The organism is Streptomyces sp. NPDC088554, from assembly GCF_044752945.1.
Taxonomy (GTDB): Bacteria; Actinomycetota; Actinomycetes; order Streptomycetales; family Streptomycetaceae; genus Streptomyces.
Genome location: NZ_JBIVMF010000002.1, coordinates 153,962 through 171,031 on the forward strand (window position 1 = coordinate 153,962; position 17,070 = coordinate 171,031).

Consider the following 17,070-nt stretch of genomic DNA (forward strand, 5'->3'; position numbering starts at 1 on the left):
CGCCCGCGCGTCCACGGGCTGACCTGCGCTCCTGACGCCTGACCCGGATTTCCCCGGGTGGCGGGACGGCGCGTCCCGCCACCCCGCCCCGCTGTCCGAGCCCCCAGTGGTACGGACCGGCGTACAACCTTTCACCCCTCCCCATGCATCATTTGTTCGAGCATGCAACCGGAACGGGAACGCGTGCTCGCATTCCGGAGCGGCCGGAAGCAGGCAGCAGCAAGCAGTAGCAGTAGCAGTAGCAGGGGGACGGGGACACTCACATGACTCACCAGCGAATATCCCGGCGCGCCCGGGGAGCGCTCTCGGCCGCCCTGACGGCGGGCGTGCTCGTACCGGTGGCCGCCGCCGCGCCCGCCATCGCCGCGGCCCCGGCCGTGGTCTGCACCTCGGCCAAGGTGGGCCTCGCGGCCCAGCTGACCAAGGACATCACCGCGGCCCTCAAGGGCCGGAAGTCCACGACGGCGGTGGCGGTCCACGACCGTACGACCAACACGCACTGCGCCCTGCGGGCCGACCAGCAGTACGACTCCGCGAGCGTGGTCAAGGTGACCGTCCTCGCCACCCTGCTCTGGGACGCGCAGAAGACGGACCGCAAGCTGACCAAGCGGGAGACCGATCTCGCCACGGCCATGATCACCAAGTCGGACAACGCGTCGACCAGCACGCTCTGGAAGCAGCTCGGTCCGACCAAGGTCAAGGGCTTCCTCAAGGCCGCGAAGATGACGCGGACCATCCCGGGCGCCAACGGCTACTGGGGGCTCACCCGGATCACCGCGGCCGACCAGAAGCAGCTGCTGTCGCTGATCACCGCGAAGAACACCGTGCTCAAGGACGCCTCGCGCACCTACCTCCTCGGCCGGATGAACAAGGTCGTCGCCGCGCAGCGCTGGGGCGTCCCGGCCGGGGCGCCGACCACCGCGACCGTCCAGCTCAAGAACGGCTGGCTCCAGCGGTCCACCCACGGCTGGCGCGTGCACAGCGTCGGCGCGTTCACCGGCAAGGGGCACGACTACACGATCAGCGTGCTCACCCACGACAACAAGACGATGAACGACGGCATCAACACCATCCAGGCCGTCGCCAAGGCCGTCCACAAGGACCTCAACCCGGCCGTGCCCAAGACCACCACCACGGTCCGGGTCGCGCCCTCGGCGGCGATCGAGTCCATGCCGGCCACTCCGGAGCGCTTCGGCAAGTAACCCGGCGGCAGCCCGTCGGGACGGGTCCGCGGTCCTGGGCAGGTCCTAGGACCGCGGACCCGTCTTTTGTTGCGGAGGGATGAAATCCGCCGCCGCCCGCGTTGCTGCATTCCGGCAGACCGGGACGGTCCGCCGGGGGCGACCGGGAGGCACATGTGACGGCGGCGGAGGCGGAGCGGGGCTGGGCCCGGCGGCTGGCAGGGTACACGTGGCGGTATCGGCGCGATGTGCTGCTCGCCCTCGGGGCCTCGGTTGTCGGAACGGCGATGATGGCCGTCGTACCGCTGATCACCAAGGTCGTCATCGACGATGTCATCGGTGCCGTGGACGGCGAGGGGAAACGTTCGCTCGCGCTCTGGACCGGACTGCTGCTCGTCGCCGCGCTCGCCGTCTACGCGGCGACCTACATCCGCCGCTTCTACGGCGGCAGGCTCGCCCTCGACGTACAGCACGACCTCCGTACCGAGATGTACGAGACGATCGGCCGCCTCGACGGGCGGCGCCAGGACGCGCTCTCCACCGGGCAGGTCATCGGCCGCGCCACCAGCGACCTCCAGCTCGTCCAGAGCCTGCTGTTCATGCTCCCCATGACGATCGGCAACATCCTGCTGTTCGTGATCTCCCTGGGAATCATGACGTGGCTGTCGCCGCCGCTGACCCTGGTCGCGCTGGCGGTCGCCCCCGGCGTCTGGTTCGTCGCCCGCCGCAGCAGCGGCAAGCTGCACCCCGCCACCTGGTACGCGCAGGCGCAGGCCGGGGTCGTCGCAGGGGTCGTCGACGGAGCGGTCTCCGGGGTCCGGGTCGTCAAGGGCTTCGGCCAGGAGGAGCAGGAGACCGGCAAGCTCCGCGAGGCCGGACACCGGCTGTTCGCCGGGCGGCTGCGCACGATCCGGCTGAACTCCCGCTACACCCCCGCCCTCCAGGCCGTCCCCGCGCTCGGCCAGGTCGCCATGCTGGCGCTCGGCGGCTGGCTCGCCACCCGGGGCCAGATCTCGCTCGGCACCTTCGTCGCCTTCTCCACCTATCTGGCCCAGCTGGTCGGCCCGGTCAAGATGCTGGCCCTGTTCCTGACCGTCGCCCAGCAGGCACGGGCCGGGGTGGAACGCGTACTGGAGCTGATCGACACCGAGCCGACCCTCCAGGACGGTACGAAGGAGCTGCCCCGGGGCGCCGAGGCATCGGTCGAGTTCGACGACGTGTCGTTCGCGTACGAGGACGGCAGGCCCGTCCTCGACGGCTTCTCGCTGGAGCTGGCCCCCGGCGAGACCGTCGCCGTCGTCGGTACCTCCGGCAGCGGCAAGTCCACCCTCTCGCTGCTGCTGCCCCGCTTCTACGACGTCTCCCGGGGCGCCGTCCTCGTCGGCGGCCACGATGTGCGCGAGCTGACCATGGACTCGCTGCGGGCCGCCATCGGGCTCGTACCGGAGGACAGCTTCCTGTTCTCCGACACCGTCCGCGCCAACATCGCCTACGGAAAACCCGACGCCACCGAGGAGGAGATCCTCCGGGCCACCCGCGCCGCCCAGGCCCACGGCTTCATCAGCGAGCTGCCCGACGGCTACGACACCACGGTCGGTGAACACGGCCTCACCCTCTCCGGCGGTCAGCGCCAGCGCGTCGCCCTCGCGCGGGCGATCCTCGCCGACCCCCGGCTGCTCGTCCTGGACGACGCCACCTCCGCCGTCGACGCCCGCGTCGAGCACGAGATCCACGAGGCGCTGCGCGCGGTGATGGCCGGGCGTACGACCCTGCTGATCGCCCACCGCCGCTCCACGCTGGGGCTGGCCGACCGTATCGCCGTACTGGACGGCGGACGGCTCGCGGACATCGGGACGCACGACGAGCTACAGGAACGTTCCGCCCTCTACCGGCGGCTGCTCACCGAACCCGGCCGGCTCGGCGGGGTCTCGCCGGGGCACCCGCCCGTCGAGGCGTCCGTGGACAGCTCCCCGGAGGACGACCGGGCGATCCAGCGGGAGATCGACGCCGAGTTCGACGCCGAACGCGGGGTCACCCCCGCCCTGTGGGTCCGTGAGGAGCGCGGCGGCGCGACCCCCGGCGCCACCCCCGAACTGCTCGCCCAGCTCGAGGCGCTGCCCCCGGCCACCGACACGCCCGGCGTGGACGAGGCGCGCGCCGTCGCCGCCGAGGAGTCGTACGGACTGCGCAGGCTGCTGCGCGGCTTCGGGCTGCCGCTGCTGGCCAGCCTGGCGCTCGTCGCCCTCGACGCCGGTATGGGCCTGCTGCTCCCCGTCCTCATCCGGCACGGCATCGACCAGGGTGTCGAGCGGCTCGCGCTCGGCGCGGTATGGGTGGCGTCCGCGCTGGGGCTGCTGGTCGTGCTCGTCCAGTGGGCCGCGCAGACCGGCGAGATACGCAAGACCGGCCGGACCGGCGAGCGCGTCCTCTACGCGCTGCGGCTCAAGATCTTCGCGCAGCTCCAGCGGCTCGGCCTCGACTACTACGAGCGCGAGCTGACCGGCCGCATCATGACGCGGATGACGACCGACATCGACGCGCTGTCGACCTTCCTCCAGACCGGTCTGGTCACCGCGTTCGTCTCCGTCGTGACCTTCGCGGGCATCCTGGTCGTGCTGATCGTCATCGATGTGCAACTGGCCCTGGTGGTCTTCGCGACCCTGCCCGTGCTGATCATCGGTACGGTCTTCTTCCGCCGTAAGAGCGTCCAGGCGTACGAACTGGCCCGCGAGCGCATCGGCGCGGTCAACGGCGACCTCCAGGAGTCCGTCTCCGGGCTGCGGATCGTCCAGGCGTTCCGCCGCGAGCGGGACGGCGCCGAGCGCTTCGCCGACCGCAGCGCCCACTACCGCACCGCCAGGGTGCGCGGACAGTGGCTGATATCGGTCTACTTCCCGTTCGTACAGCTGCTGTCCTCGGTGGCCGCGGCGGCCGTCCTGATCGTGGGCGCGGGACGGGTGGAGGCCGGCACCCTGACGACCGGCGCGCTCGTCGCGTACCTCCTCTACATCGACCTGTTCTTCGCGCCCGTACAGCAGCTCTCCCAGGTCTTCGACGGCTACCAGCAGGCGACCGTCTCGCTGGGCCGGATCCAGGAACTACTGCGGGAGCCGACCTCGACGAAGGCCGCGAAGGAGCCGCTGGAGGTGGTGTCGCTGCGCGGCGAGATCGCCTTCGAGGACGTGCACTTCGCGTACGGGGGCGCCGACGAGGACGAAGCCGCCCTGGCCGGTATCGCGCTGCGGATCCCGGCGGGCCAGACCGTGGCCTTCGTCGGCGAGACCGGCGCGGGCAAGTCCACCCTCGTCAAACTGGTCGCGCGGTTCTACGACCCGACCGGCGGCCGGGTCCTGGCGGACGGTACGGACCTGCGAGACCTGGACCTCACCGCGTACCGGCACCGGCTCGGTGTCGTCCCGCAGGAGCCGTACCTCTTCGCCGGTACGGTCCGTGACACCATCTCGTACGGCCGTCCCGAGGCGGGCGACGCCGAGGTGGAGGCGGCGGCCCGCGCGGTCGGCGCGCACGAGATGATCGCCACCCTGGACGGCGGCTATCTCCACGAGGTCGCCGAGCGCGGCCGCAACCTCTCCGCCGGCCAGCGCCAGCTGATCGCCCTGGCCCGCGCCGAACTGGTCGACCCGGACATCCTGCTGCTGGACGAGGCGACCGCCGCGCTGGACCTGGCGAGCGAGGCACTGGTCAACCAGGCCACGGAACGGCTCGCCGGACGCCGTACGACGCTGGTGGTCGCCCACCGGCTGACCACGGCGGCGCGCGCGGACCGGGTGGTGGTGATGGACCGGGGCCGGGTCGCGGAGGACGGCACGCACGAGGAACTGCTCGCACTGGACGGCCGGTACGCCCGGCTGTGGCGCACCTTCATCGGCGCGGGGGAGGGCGAGGCGGAAGCGGCGGCGGTGGCGCTCTGAGCGGATCTCCGAGGCACCTCTGAGAACCTCCGGCGGTATTTCCGGCGGCGTCTCAGAGACGTCTCCGGGGCGGCCGCTTCTTCCCGTCTCCCCGCGCCGTCGAACCCCTTCGACCGATATGGCGTGTTGTCGCCAAATGGGCCTCTGGTGAGGGTGAGTACCGCAACCATCCCTGTTCCCTGCGCGTCGTACGCATGTACACACGACAAGCCAAGGGGGGGACTCGTGTTCGTATGGGCAGGGGTGGGGGCCGGTGGGAGAACCGGCCTCCGCAGAGCGCTGACGCACTGTCTGGTGGTGCTGATCGCCCTGGGCGCCCTGGTGGTCGCCGATCCGGGCGCGTCGGCGGCCCGCGCGGCCTCCGTCTGCGCCGGGCGCGCGCAGAAGACGGTGCAGTTCAGCGGCGGCGAGCTGCGGGTCTTCAAGGCCCGCGACTACGCGTGCGCGGTCACCGTCGCCACCCAGCAGGGGGTGCGCCGCGCGATATCGGTCAGCATCCAGCCGCGCGGCGGCAACCCGGTGGTCGACCGGGGGAACTACACGCACCAGGCCGGTCCGGTCACCGTGCACGCGCTCAACCGGTGTGTACGGGCCACCGGTTCCATCGCCGGGAAGTCGGGCTCGACGGACTGGATCCTGTGCTGACGGTACGTCGGCAACGCGCCCCCGGGAGTCCTGGGCTGGCGGCGGGGGCCGTCGCCCCGCTAGGTTCACGGCGTCTGTCATGAACACAGGGAGCGTGAATGCGCAAGGCGCTGAGATGGCTGTTGTCGCTCGTACTGCTCATAGGAACGGCGGCGACGGCCGGCGCGGCCACCGCCGGAGCGGCCACCGCCGCTGATCGGGGCGCGGACGCCCGTACCGCCGCCGACACCACCGACATCAAGGACCGGATCCTCGCCATCCCGGGGATGAGCCTGGTCCAGGAGAAGCCCTACACGGGCTATCGCTACTTCGTCCTCAACTACACCCAGCCGGTCGACCACCGGAATCCGTCGAAGGGCACCTTCCAGCAGCGCATCACCCTGCTGCACAAGGACACCAGCCGCCCCACGGTCTTCTTCACCAGCGGCTACGGGCTGTCCACCAACCCCAGCCGCAGCGAGCCGACCCGGATCGTCGACGGCAACCAGGTCTCCATGGAGTACCGCTTCTTCACCCCGTCGCGCCCCCAGCCCGCCGACTGGTCGAAGCTGACCATCTGGCAGGCGGCCAGCGACCAGCACCGGATCCACACGGCGCTGAAGGGGATCTACTCCGCGAAGTGGCTCGCCACGGGCGGCTCCAAGGGCGGTATGACCGCCACGTACTACAAGCGCTTCTACCCGGGCGACATGGACGGCGTCGTCGCGTACGTCGCCCCCAATGACGTGGTGGACAAGGAGGACTCGGCGTACGACCGGTTCTTCGAGACGGTCGGCACCAAGGAGTGCCGCGACCGGCTCACCACCGTGCAGCGCGAGGCCCTGATCCGGCGCGAGCCGCTGGAGAAGAAGTACGCGGAATGGGCCGAGGCCGAGGGCGCGACCTTCACCACCATCGGCTCGCTCGACAAGGCGTACGAGGCCGTCGTCCTCGACTTCGCCTGGGCGTTCTGGCAGTACGGCCTGGCCGACGACTGCGCCACCATGCCGCCCGCCACCGCCTCCGACCAGGAGATCTTCGACATCGTCGACGCGGTCTCCGGTTTCTCCGCGCCGACCGACCAGAACCTGGCCACCTACACGCCGTACTACTACCAGGCGGGTACCGAGCTGGGCTCTCCCGCCATCGAGCTGCCGCACCTGGGCAGCCTCTCGCGCTACGGCTACCCGTCGCCGCGCAGCTTCGTCCCGCGCGACATCCCCATGAAGTTCACCCCGCGGGCGATGCCCGACATCGACCGCTGGGTCCGCCACCACGCGAACCAGATGCTGTTCGTGTACGGCCAGAACGACCCCTGGGGTGCCGAGCCCTTCCGGCTGGGACGGGGCGCGAAGGACAGCTACGTCTATGTCGCGCCGGGCGCCAACCACGGTGCCAATGTCGCCGGTCTGGTCGAGGACCAGCGGGCGAAGGCCACCGCCAGCATCCTCGAGTGGGCCGGGGTCGCTCCCGCCGCCGTACAGAAGGACGAGGCGAAGGCGAAGCCGCTGGCCAAGTTCGACGCCAAGCTGGACAAGCAGAAGATGGACCGGCAGCACACGCTGAGGCCGTAACCACCCTGTGGACGATTCCGGGCCCGCCGTCCTCTTGGACGGCGGGCCCGGTCGCGTGCGGGGGCGGGTCTCAGTACGTCAGCCCGTACCCGATCGGGTACAGCTCGCGCGCCGGGTCGTCCGCCCGGCGCACCGGCACCGGAAGCCGGCCCACCGGCCGGACCCGGCCCGCGATCACCCGGGCGGCGGCGCGCACCTCGACATCCGTCCAGGAGTACGCGGCGAGCGACGCCGTGACCCCGGACAGCCGCGCGATGTCGTACGGATCGCGCAGCGCGACCGTCACCACGGGCACCCCGGTCGCCACCAGCGCGGCCACCAGGGCGCGCTGCGGGCTGGTGGCCGAGACGTTGTACGTGGCCACGACGACCGCGTCCTTGCCGCGCGCGCCCGCCACCGCCGCGTCGACCAGCGCCGCGCCCGGCGCCGTACCGGTGGACAGCGCGGTCGCGGTGAACCCCAGCTCGGTCAGGGCCGTGGCCAGGACGGTGGTCGGCGGCCCGGTCGTCCCGGAGGGCGCGGCCGGATCGGCGCCGACGACCAGCACGTTCGGCTCGCGGCGGCGGTTCAGGGGCAGCAGCCCGCGCTCGTTGACGAGCAGGGTGGTGGTCGCGTCGGCGATCCGGTCGGCGGCGGCGAGATGCTCGGGGACGCCGACCGTACGGTCCACCCCGCCCCCGGTGACATACGGGTCGCGGAACAGCCCCAGCCGCTCCTTGAGCGCGAGAACGCGGAGCACGGACGCCTCGATACGCCCCTCGCTGATTTCGCCGCTCCTGACCGCCGTCAGGACCGCGTTCCACGCGAGATCCAGATCCGGCGGATTGAGCAGCTGGTCGACGCCCGCCAGGAGCGCGAGGACGGGCACCCGGTCGTCGCCGTACTTCTGCCGTACGCCCTCCATGCCGAGCGCGTCGGTGATCACCACACCGTCATAACCGAGCTGTTCACGGAGAATTCCGGTCACGATGGGGTGTGAAAGAGTCGCCGGATCGCCGCTCGGATCGAGCGCGGGGACGACGATGTGCGCGGTCATGATCGAGGCGGCCCCGGCGTCGATCGCGGCCCGGAACGGCGGCCTGTCCAGCTCCTCCCACTGCGCGCGGGTGTGGTGGATGGTGGGCAGGGAGGTGTGGCTGTCGTCCGTCGTGTCGCCGTGCCCGGGGAAGTGCTTGGCCGCCGTGGCGATCCCGGCGCTCTGGTACCCCTCCACCTGCGCGGCGACCATACGGGCCACGGCCTGTGGATCGGCGCCGAAGGACCGTACGCCGATGACGGGGTTGGCCGGGTTGACGTTGACGTCCGCGTCCGGCGCGTAGTTCTGGTTGATGCCCATGGCGGCCAGCTCCGCCCCGGCGATCCGGGCCGCTTCACGCGCGCGTGCCGTCGATTCCGAGGCGCCGAGCGCCATCGCGCCGGGCAGCAGCGTGGCCGGTTTCCCGACCCGGGCGACGGCGCCGTGCTCCTGGTCGGTGGCGATCAGCAGCGGTACGGGCACCCGCCCGGCCAGCCCCGCCCGCTGGATGCCGTGGGAGAGACCGGCGATCTGCTGCGGGTCACGGGTGTTGTGCGCCCACGCGAAGTAGATGATCCCGCCGACGTGGTACGTCGAGATCAGCTCGGCGGCCGTACGGACCCCGATCTCGGCGAGGTTGGCGTCGATGTCGGCCTGGTCGGGGTCGGTGGCGGAGTGTCCGTACACCCGCATGACGAAGAGCTGGCCGACCTTCTCCTCCAGGCTCATCCGGTCGACGAGCCGCCGGATCCGGCCGGAGGAGGCGGCGGACGCCCGAGCGGGGAGCGCCGAAGCTGATCCGGCGGCCGCCGCTACGGCGGTCGCGGTGAGGAGAGTGCGTCGGGAGAGAGAGGTGCGGTCGTGCACGGGTGCTCCTTCCGGCCGTGTACCACGGGGGAAGTGAAGGAAACTTCCAAGGTTGTACGGATATCCGGAAAGTAACTATCAGTCAAGGGACGCGCCGGTCCCGGGGAGAGCGCCCGCCACCGGCGCATACAAGGGGGGCGCACCGGTGGCGGCGCGTGGCCGGGCGCGACGGCTGGAGAGGGGGGTCGGCCACCGTGGTCAGCGGGCGGGCCGACACCGTCGCGCGACTCTCCGGCGCACGTGGGTAGGACGGGGACGCGGGCCCCGAGGTTCCCCCGCATCGGGTTTCGGCCGGCCGGGACCGCGTCCTCAGCCGGTCGCCGGGACCGCCGGCGACACCATCGGCCAGTGCCGCTCCAGGGTCTCCACGGTCGCCGTGACCGCCGGGCGCCGCGCCGCTCCCGTACGCCACAGCGCGTACAGCCGTCGCTTGGGCATCGGGTCGAGGGAGACCGCCACCACGCCACCAGGGAGCGGGCCCCGGCCCAGGCGCGGGATCATGGCGATGCCCAGACCGGCCGCCACCAGGGCGAGCTGGGTGTGGTTCTCCTCGGCCTGGTGCGCGAGATCGGGCTCGCAGCCGGCCGCGCGCAACGTACGGACCAGCCAGTCGTGGCAGACCGTCCCCGGCGGCTGGCAGATCCAGCGCTGCCCGGCCAGCTCCTGACGGCGTACGGAGGACCGCGCCGCCAGCGGATGCGCGGCCGGGACCATGACATCGCACAGGTCGTCGCCGATGACCGACTGCTCCACACCGTCGGGGGTGGGCAGCGGGGCGATGTCCCAGTCGTGGGCGACCGCGATATCGATCACGCCCCGGGCCACCAGGTCGACGGAGAGGTGCGGATCGACCTCCCTGAGCCGGATGTCGAGCGCGGGGTGCCGCTCGGCCAGCTCGGCCAGCACGCCGGGGAGCAGCCCCCGGGCGGAGGACGCGAACGCCCCGATGGCCAGCTGCCCGGTCGGTTGCCCCCTGCGCTCCTCCAGCGTGGTTTCGGCGCGCTCGACGATGGTGAGCAGTTCCTCGGCCGTCGCGGCGAGATGGCGCGCCTCGTCGGTGAGCGCCACCCCCCGGCCGCGCCGCTCCAGCAGAGTCGTCCTGGTCTCCCGCTCCAGCTTGGTGATCTGCTGGGACACGGCCGAGGGCGTATAGCCGAGCGCGACGGCGGCCGCGGCGACGGAGCCGTGGACGGAGACGGCGTGCAGCGCGCGCAGCCGGGCGAGATCGAGCAGGAGTATCTCCGTCTCAGGGGGCGCGCGGCATGAACCGCGAACAGGGGCCGTGCCGAGGGCGCGCGTCGTGCCGTGCGCATGAATCATAAGCAACGCTCAATCCAACCGTGAAGAAATTCGCGCTGGTGCTACATGGTCATGTTCGAGACGCTCACCCCATGCGCACCACACACATCGCTCTCGCCGTCCTTGTCACCGCCCTGTGGGGGGTGAATTTCGTCGTCATCGAGGTCGGACTCGGCCACTTCCCGCCGCTGCTCTTCTCCGCCCTGCGGTTCCTCGTGGCGGCGCTGCCCGCGATCTTCTTCGTGGGCCGCCCGAAGGTCGCGTGGAAGTGGATCATCGGGGTCGGACTGGCGCTCGGTGTGGCGAAGTTCGGGCTGCTCTTCGTCGGGATGGACCAGGGCATGCCGGCCGGTCTGTCGTCGCTCGTCCTCCAGATCCAGGCGGTCTTCACGGCGCTGTTCGCCGCGCTCCTCCTCGGCGAGCGGCCGGGCGGCGTGCGGCTGCTGGGGATGGGCGTGGCGCTCTGCGGTATCGCCGTCGCGGCGGTCGACGAGGGGACCTCGGGGCCGCTGCTCGCCTTCGTCCTGATCCTGGTGGCCGCCGCCTGCTGGGGCGTCTCCAACGTACTGACCCGCAAGGCGTCCCCGCCGGACTCCCTGAACTTCATGGTGTGGGTGTCCACCGTCCCCGTACTGCCGCTCCTCGGGCTCTCCCTGCTGTTCGAGGGCCCGGCGGCGGACCTGGCCGCGCTGCGCGCGCTGGACCTGACCGGTGTCGGCGTCATCCTGTTCGTCGCATGGGTCACCACCGTCTTCGGCTTCGGGGTCTGGGGCTTTCTGCTGCGCCGCTACCCCGCGTCCTCCGTCGCGCCCTTCTCCCTGCTCGTACCGGTCTTCGGGATCTCCTCCGCGGCCCTGCTGCTGGGCGAGTCCGTCAGCCCGTTGCGCTGGTGCGCGGCGGCGCTGCTGGTCGGGGGAGTGGCGCTGACCTCGCTGTCGCGGTCCGCGCCGGGCGCAGCCGTACCCGTACCGGTTACGGCTGTTGACCTGCCGGCGGACCTCGGAACGCGTGCCGGTACGCGTACGGACCCGTCCCGACCAGGCGTGTGAACCGGTCGCGGAGGGCGGTCGGCGAACCGAAGCCGGCCCCGCTCAGGCATACCCCCCGGCCAGCGCCTCCAGATACACCCTGCCCCTGCCCAGCAGCGCGGGCAGCTCCTCGGCCTGGGGGTACCAGCGTTTCTCGTACTCCCAGCAGACCCAGCTGTCCTCGTCGAGCAGCGTCAGGCACTCCCCCAGGGGCAGCACCCCCTCCCCCAGGAGGAGGGGCGTGGTGTCCTCGGCGGAGGCGATGTCCTTGACCTGGACGTAGCCGAGGTGCGGGCCGAGGATCGCGCGGGTGGTGACCGGGTCCTCGCCGCCGAGCCAGGTGTGCATCACGTCCCAGAGGGCGCCGACCCGCTGGTGGCCGACCGGGCCCAGCACCCGGGCCGCGTCCCGGCCGGTGCGGTGGGAGTCATGGGTCTCCAGCAGGATCCGTACGCCGTGGTCCGCCGCGACCTCCGCCGCGCCCGCCAGCCGCCGCATCGCCAGCGCGTCGGCCTCGGGCGCGGGCAGGTCGCCGCCGCCGGGGAAGACGCGGATGAAGGGTGCGCCCAGATCGCGGGCGAGCGACAGCAGGTCGGTCAGTTCCTGGCGCAGCTGCTCCTCGTCGGCCTCGGCACTGGCGACGCGCGCGTATCCGGCCACGCCCAGGATCTCGACCCCGGCGCGCTCGAACTCCTCGACCACCGCCGCCCGGTCCCGCCGCCCCAGCCCCCGGTGCACGGGCTCCTCGGGATGGGTGCGCAGCTCGACCCCCTGGTAGCCATTGGTGGCGGCGAGGTCGACGACCTCGGCGATGGGCAGACCCGGGACTCCGAGGGTGGAGAAGGCGAACCTCATGCTGTTGTTCCTTCCTGGCGGGCGGCGGCTCCTGAAGGGGGAACCACCGGTCCTGGCCTATCAGGCGGGGTCGGGTGCGGGAAGCGCGTTCCTCGCAGAGCGATCGGCGGAGCAATCGGCAGAGAGCGATCGGCGGAGCTCCTGGGGCTGTCCTTCCGCCCGGGGCGGCGCCGTCGACGCGCGCGCCATCAGCTCCGCGGAGATGGTGGCTATCCCGCCGGGCGGCGGTGTCTCCGTCCCCATGGCGAGCCGTCCCGCCCGTGCCCCCGCCTCGAACAGCGGCAGCCGTACGGTCGTCAGTGCCGGGGTCGCGTCCACCGAGAACGGCAGGTCGTCGAAGCCCGCCACCGAGATGTCCTCGGGGATACGCAGCCCCCGCTCCCGTACGGCCGCGCACGCGCCCAGCGCCACGGTGTCGTTCGCGGCGACCACGGCCGTCAGGTCCGGTGCGCGGCGGAGCAGTTCGAGCGTCGCCTCGTACCCGGAGCGACGGCTGTAGGGGCCGTGGACCGTGAGCGTCCCGTCGTCGGGGCCGTCCGGGCCCAGTCCGGCGGCGGCCAGCGCGGCCCGGTGGCCCTCCAGGCGGTGCCGGGTCGTCGTCCGTTCGACCGGGCCCGCGACATAGCCGATCGTGCGATGCCCCAGGGCGATCAGATGCTCGGTCAGCCGCCGGGCGCCGCCCCGGTTGTCGAAGGCCAGGGAGGCCACGATCGCCTCGCTGTCCGGCAGCGGGGGCCGCCCACAGAGCACCACCCTGGTCCCCGCGTCCGCGAGCTTCGCCAGTTTGGCGGCCATCGCGGCGATGTGGTCCGGATCTTCGAGCGCCCCGCCGGTGAGGACGACGGCGGCGGCCCGCTGGCGCTGGAGGAGGGTCAGATAGGTCAGCTCGCGTTCGGGCGAGCCGCCGGTGTTGCAGACGACAGCGAGCTTCTCGCCGCCCGCCCGGCCGGTCCCCTCCTGCCCGCCGATCTCGGTCTGCGCGGCTCCCGCCATGATCCCGAAGAACGGGTCGGCGATGTCGTTGACGAGGATGCCCACCAGATCGGAGGTGGCGGCGGCCAGCGAACTGGCGGGCCCGTTCAGTACGTAATCCAGCTCGTCCACCGCGCGCAGCACCCGGTCCCGGGTCGCCGTGGCCACCGGGTAATTGCCGTTCAGTACGCGGGAGACGGTGGCGGGTGACACCCGGGCGCGTGCCGCCACATCCGCCAGCGTGACTGTCATCGCTTTTTCCTCCGAGGGGGTACGAGGGGGTACGGGGTGACGAAGGTACGGGGGTACGAAGGGGGCGGATCGGTCGGAGATCGGCGCCGGGACTTGTCCGGGCCGCTGTCGCAGGCTAGCTTCTTACCTCATAGAAAGCGCTTGCTACGGCCGTATGGAGGGAACTTCGTGACACGAAGGACAGTGCGGATCGCCATGAACGGCGTCACGGGGCGGATGGGGTACCGGCAGCACCTGCTCCGTTCCGTCCTCGCGATCCGCGAACAGGGCGGACTGGATCTCGGCGGCGGCGAGGTGCTGTGGCCCGAACCCATCCTCGTCGGCCGCCGCGAGCACGCGCTCAAGGAGATGGCCGAGCGGCACGGCCTGACCGAATGGTCCACCGATCTCGACGCGGTCCTGGCGGACGACACGATCGCCATCTACTTCGACGCCCAGGTCACCTCGGCCCGCGTCGAGGCCATCAAGAAGGCGATCGCCGCCGGAAAGCACATCTATACGGAGAAGCCGACCGCCGGTGATCTCGAAGGCGCCCTCGAACTGGCCAGGCTCGCCCGTACGGCCGGGATCAAGCACGGCGTCGTACAGGACAAGATCTTCCTGCCGGGCCTGCTCAAGCTGAAGCGCCTCATCGACGGCGGCTTCTTCGGGCGGATCCTCTCCGTACGGGGAGAATTCGGCTACTGGGTCTTCGAGGGCGACTGGCAGGACGCCCAGCGCCCCTCCTGGAACTACCGCTCCGAGGACGGCGGCGGCATCGTCGTCGACATGTTCCCGCACTGGGAGTACGTCCTGCACGAGCTGTTCGGCAAGGTCACCACCGTCCAGGCGCACGTCACCACCCACATCCCGCAGCGCTGGGACGAGCAGGGCAAGCCGTACGCCGCCACCGCCGACGACGCGGCCTACGGGATCTTCGAGCTGGAGGGCGGCGCGGTCGCCCAGATCAACTCCTCCTGGGCGGTCCGCGTCAACCGCGACGAGCTGGTCGAGTTCCAGGTCGACGGTACGCACGGCTCCGCCGTCGCGGGCCTGCGCAACTGCCGCGTCCAGCACCGCAGCGCCACGCCCAAGCCGGTCTGGAACCCGGATCTGCCCGCCACCGAGTCCTTCCGCGACCAGTGGCAGGAAGTGCCGGACAACGCCGAGTTCGAGAACGGCTTCAAGGCGCAGTGGGAGCTGTTCCTGCGCCACGTCGTGCTCGACGAGCCCTACCAGTGGGACCTCATGGCGGGCGCGCGCGGTGTGCAGCTGGCCGAGCTGGGGCTGCGCTCCTCGGCCGAGGGCCGCCGCTTCGACGTACCGGAGCTGACGCTGTGACCGCACTCCTGCTGCCGTCCCCCGGCGGAGCGACCCGGCTCTACACCCCCCGCGCCGAACCCGCCCGGTTCGTCGCGGGCGGTGCGCCGCTCGCCTCCCGTACGGTCTTCTCCGCGGCCCATGTGGTCGCCGATCCGTACGCCGACACCAGCCCCGACGGGCCCGCCGCCGTCGACTGGGACGCCACCCTCGCCTTCCGCAGGCACCTGTGGTCGCACGGCCTCGGGGTCGCCGAGGCCATGGACACCGCGCAGCGCGGCATGGGTCTGGACTGGGCGGGCGCCGCCGAGCTGATCCGCCGCTCCGCCGCCGAGGCGAAGGCGGTCGGCGGTCTGATCGCCTGCGGGGTCGGCACCGACCAGCTGGCGCCCGGCACGCACTCCCTGGAGACGGTCCGCGCCGCGTACGAGGAACAGCTCGCCCTCGTCGAGGAGACCGGCTCACGGGCCATCCTGATGGCCTCCCGGGCCCTCGCGGCCGCCGCCGACGGCCCCGAGGACTATCTCGCCGTCTACGCCCATCTGCTGCGCCAGGCCACCGAGCCGGTCGTCCTGCACTGGCTCGGCCCCATGTTCGACCCCGCACTCGACGGCTACTGGGGCAGCGCGGACCTGGACGCGGCCACCGAGACCTTCCTCCAGGTCATCGCCGAGCACCCGGACAAGGTCGACGGGATCAAGATCTCGCTGCTGGACGCGGAGCGCGAGATCACGGTCCGCCGCCGGCTGCCCAGGGGCGTGCGCTGCTACACCGGCGACGACTTCAACTACCCCGAGCTGATCGCGGGCGACGAGCAGGGTTTCAGCCACGCCCTGCTCGGCATCTTCGACCCGCTGGGACCGCTGGCGGCCGAGGCCGTACGGGTCCTGGACACCGGGGACACCAAGGGCTTCCGGGAACTCCTCGACCCCACCGTCGAACTGTCCCGCCATCTCTTCCAGACCCCGACGCGCTTCTACAAGACGGGCGTGGTGTTCCTCTCCTGGCTGGCCGGCCATCAGGGCCACTTCTCGATGATCGGCGGCCTCCAGTCGGCACGCTCCCTGCCGCATCTGGCACGGGCGTACGAACTGGCCGACGGGCTCGGCCTCTTCCCCGACCCAGCACGCGCGGCGGCCCGGATGCGGTCCCTGCTCGGCGTATACGGAGTGGACCAGTGACCGGACGCGACCTGACCCGTTTCAGCATCAACCAGATGACGGTCAAGCAGCTCTCCCTGCCCGAGCTGACCGAGGCGTGCGTACGTCTCGGTGTACCGGGCGTCGGCCTGTGGCGCGAACCCGTCCAGGCGTACGGGGTCGAGGCCGCCGCCAAGCTCGTACGGGACGCCGGACTCGCCGTCACCACGCTCTGCCGGGGCGGATTCCTCACCGCCGTCGACCCCGCCCTGCGGACCGAGGCCCTGGCCGACAACCGCGCGGCGATCGACGAGGCCGCCACGCTCGGTACGGACACCCTGGTGCTGGTCTCCGGCGGCCTCCCGGAGGGCAGCCGCGATCTGGCCGCCGCCCGCGAGCGCATCGCCGACGCGCTGGGCGAGCTGGCCCCGTACGCGGCGGAGCGCGGCGTACGGCTGGCGATCGAGCCGCTGCACCCGATGTACGCGTCCGACCGCTGTGTGGTCTCCACCCTGGACCAGGCCCTCGATCTGGCGGAGCGCTTCCCCGCCGAGCGGGTCGGGGTGGCTGTGGACACGTACCACATCTGGTGGGACGACCGGGCTCCCGCCGCCGTCGCGCGCGCGGCCGACCGGATCTTCACCTTCCAGCTGGCCGACTGGACGACACCGCTGCCGGCCGGGGTGCTCAACGGCCGCGGCCAGATCGGGGACGGCGCGGTCGATATGCGGGCCTGGCGGGAACGGGTCGACGCGGCGGGCTACACCGGACCGATCGAGGTGGAGCTGTTCAACGACGAACTGTGGGAACGGGACGGCGTCGAGCTGCTCGCGGAGGTCACCGAGCGGTATGTGGCCCACGCCCTGTGAGCCCTTCGCGACCACGCGGAGAACACCGCGGAAAATAACTCCGCGAAACCGTGCAACCCTTCCCGGGTGAGGTGAGTCATATACGTCGACAGGGCCTTCGGGGGGCGTATCCGGGGGGATCGGAGGGCTCTGTCGGAGGGGGAGCACGTGGGGCCCGGTCCATC

The 17,070-nt window shown here is 71.7% G+C and carries 12 protein-coding genes; 8 read left to right on the forward strand and 4 right to left on the reverse strand.

The genetic code is table 11. The annotated features are described in order from the left end of the window. Nucleotides 1-263: 263 nt before the first annotated feature. From ACIP8W_RS02750 to ACIP8W_RS02765, 4 genes are all read left to right on the forward strand, one after another. Nucleotides 264-1,202, forward strand: coding sequence for a serine hydrolase (locus ACIP8W_RS02750; RefSeq protein ID WP_401952605.1), 939 nt, complete (start codon nucleotides 264-266; stop codon nucleotides 1,200-1,202). A 155-nt stretch (nucleotides 1,203-1,357) separates the two neighbouring features. Next, nucleotides 1,358-5,113 (forward strand): ABC transporter ATP-binding protein, encoded by a 3,756-nt coding sequence (locus ACIP8W_RS02755; protein ID WP_401952608.1) that lies wholly within the window; start codon nucleotides 1,358-1,360, stop codon nucleotides 5,111-5,113. Between the two features lie 225 nt (nucleotides 5,114-5,338). Further along, on the forward strand, nucleotides 5,339-5,758 hold the full coding sequence (locus tag ACIP8W_RS02760; RefSeq protein ID WP_401952610.1) for a hypothetical protein: 420 nt from the start codon (nucleotides 5,339-5,341) through the stop codon (nucleotides 5,756-5,758). A gap of 98 nt (nucleotides 5,759-5,856) precedes the next feature. Beyond that, complete coding sequence (locus ACIP8W_RS02765) at nucleotides 5,857-7,311, forward strand: S28 family serine protease (protein WP_401952613.1); 1,455 nt, start codon at nucleotides 5,857-5,859, stop codon at nucleotides 7,309-7,311. 70 nt (nucleotides 7,312-7,381) lie between these two features. Here ACIP8W_RS02765 and ACIP8W_RS02770 read toward each other — a convergent pair whose 3' ends face one another. Together ACIP8W_RS02770 and ACIP8W_RS02775 are read right to left on the reverse strand one after the other, a co-directional pair. Next, nucleotides 7,382-9,193: a glycoside hydrolase family 3 protein gene (locus tag ACIP8W_RS02770; protein ID WP_402201695.1), complete on the reverse strand. Its 1,812-nt coding sequence runs from the start codon at nucleotides 9,191-9,193 to the stop codon at nucleotides 7,382-7,384. A gap of 309 nt (nucleotides 9,194-9,502) precedes the next feature. Further along, complete coding sequence (locus ACIP8W_RS02775; RefSeq protein WP_402201833.1) at nucleotides 9,503-10,426, reverse strand: LysR family transcriptional regulator; 924 nt, start codon at nucleotides 10,424-10,426, stop codon at nucleotides 9,503-9,505. 158 nt (nucleotides 10,427-10,584) lie between these two features. On the opposite strand from ACIP8W_RS02775, the gene ACIP8W_RS02780 reads away from it, so the two are divergent. Continuing rightward, nucleotides 10,585-11,541 carry an EamA family transporter gene (locus tag ACIP8W_RS02780; protein WP_402201697.1) on the forward strand — a complete coding sequence of 319 codons (957 nt, stop codon included), beginning with the start codon at nucleotides 10,585-10,587 and terminating at the stop codon, nucleotides 11,539-11,541. A 42-nt stretch (nucleotides 11,542-11,583) separates the two neighbouring features. Here ACIP8W_RS02780 and ACIP8W_RS02785 read toward each other — a convergent pair whose 3' ends face one another. Together ACIP8W_RS02785 and ACIP8W_RS02790 are read right to left on the reverse strand one after the other, a co-directional pair. Then, nucleotides 11,584-12,375 carry a sugar phosphate isomerase/epimerase family protein gene (locus ACIP8W_RS02785; protein ID WP_401952619.1) on the reverse strand — a complete coding sequence of 264 codons (792 nt, stop codon included), beginning with the start codon at nucleotides 12,373-12,375 and terminating at the stop codon, nucleotides 11,584-11,586. A 60-nt stretch (nucleotides 12,376-12,435) separates the two neighbouring features. Beyond that, nucleotides 12,436-13,599 carry a LacI family DNA-binding transcriptional regulator gene (locus tag ACIP8W_RS02790; protein WP_401952622.1) on the reverse strand — a complete coding sequence of 388 codons (1,164 nt, stop codon included), beginning with the start codon at nucleotides 13,597-13,599 and terminating at the stop codon, nucleotides 12,436-12,438. Nucleotides 13,600-13,767: 168 nt separating this feature from the next. Here ACIP8W_RS02790 and ACIP8W_RS02795 point away from each other — a divergent pair, with 168 nt between their 5' ends. The 3 genes from ACIP8W_RS02795 to ACIP8W_RS02805 are packed head-to-tail and all read left to right on the forward strand — an operon-like array spanning nucleotide 13,768 to nucleotide 16,906. Then, on the forward strand, nucleotides 13,768-14,919 hold the full coding sequence (locus tag ACIP8W_RS02795) for a Gfo/Idh/MocA family protein (RefSeq protein ID WP_401952625.1): 1,152 nt from the start codon (nucleotides 13,768-13,770) through the stop codon (nucleotides 14,917-14,919). Further along, on the forward strand, nucleotides 14,916-16,079 hold the full coding sequence (locus ACIP8W_RS02800) for a dihydrodipicolinate synthase family protein (protein ID WP_401952628.1): 1,164 nt from the start codon (nucleotides 14,916-14,918) through the stop codon (nucleotides 16,077-16,079). Before ACIP8W_RS02795 ends, ACIP8W_RS02800 begins: the two co-directional genes overlap by 4 nt. Before the next feature lie 35 nt (nucleotides 16,080-16,114). Continuing rightward, nucleotides 16,115-16,906, forward strand: a complete 792-nt coding sequence (locus tag ACIP8W_RS02805; protein ID WP_401952845.1) for a sugar phosphate isomerase/epimerase family protein — start codon at nucleotides 16,115-16,117, stop codon at nucleotides 16,904-16,906. Nucleotides 16,907-17,070 lie beyond the last annotated feature (164 nt).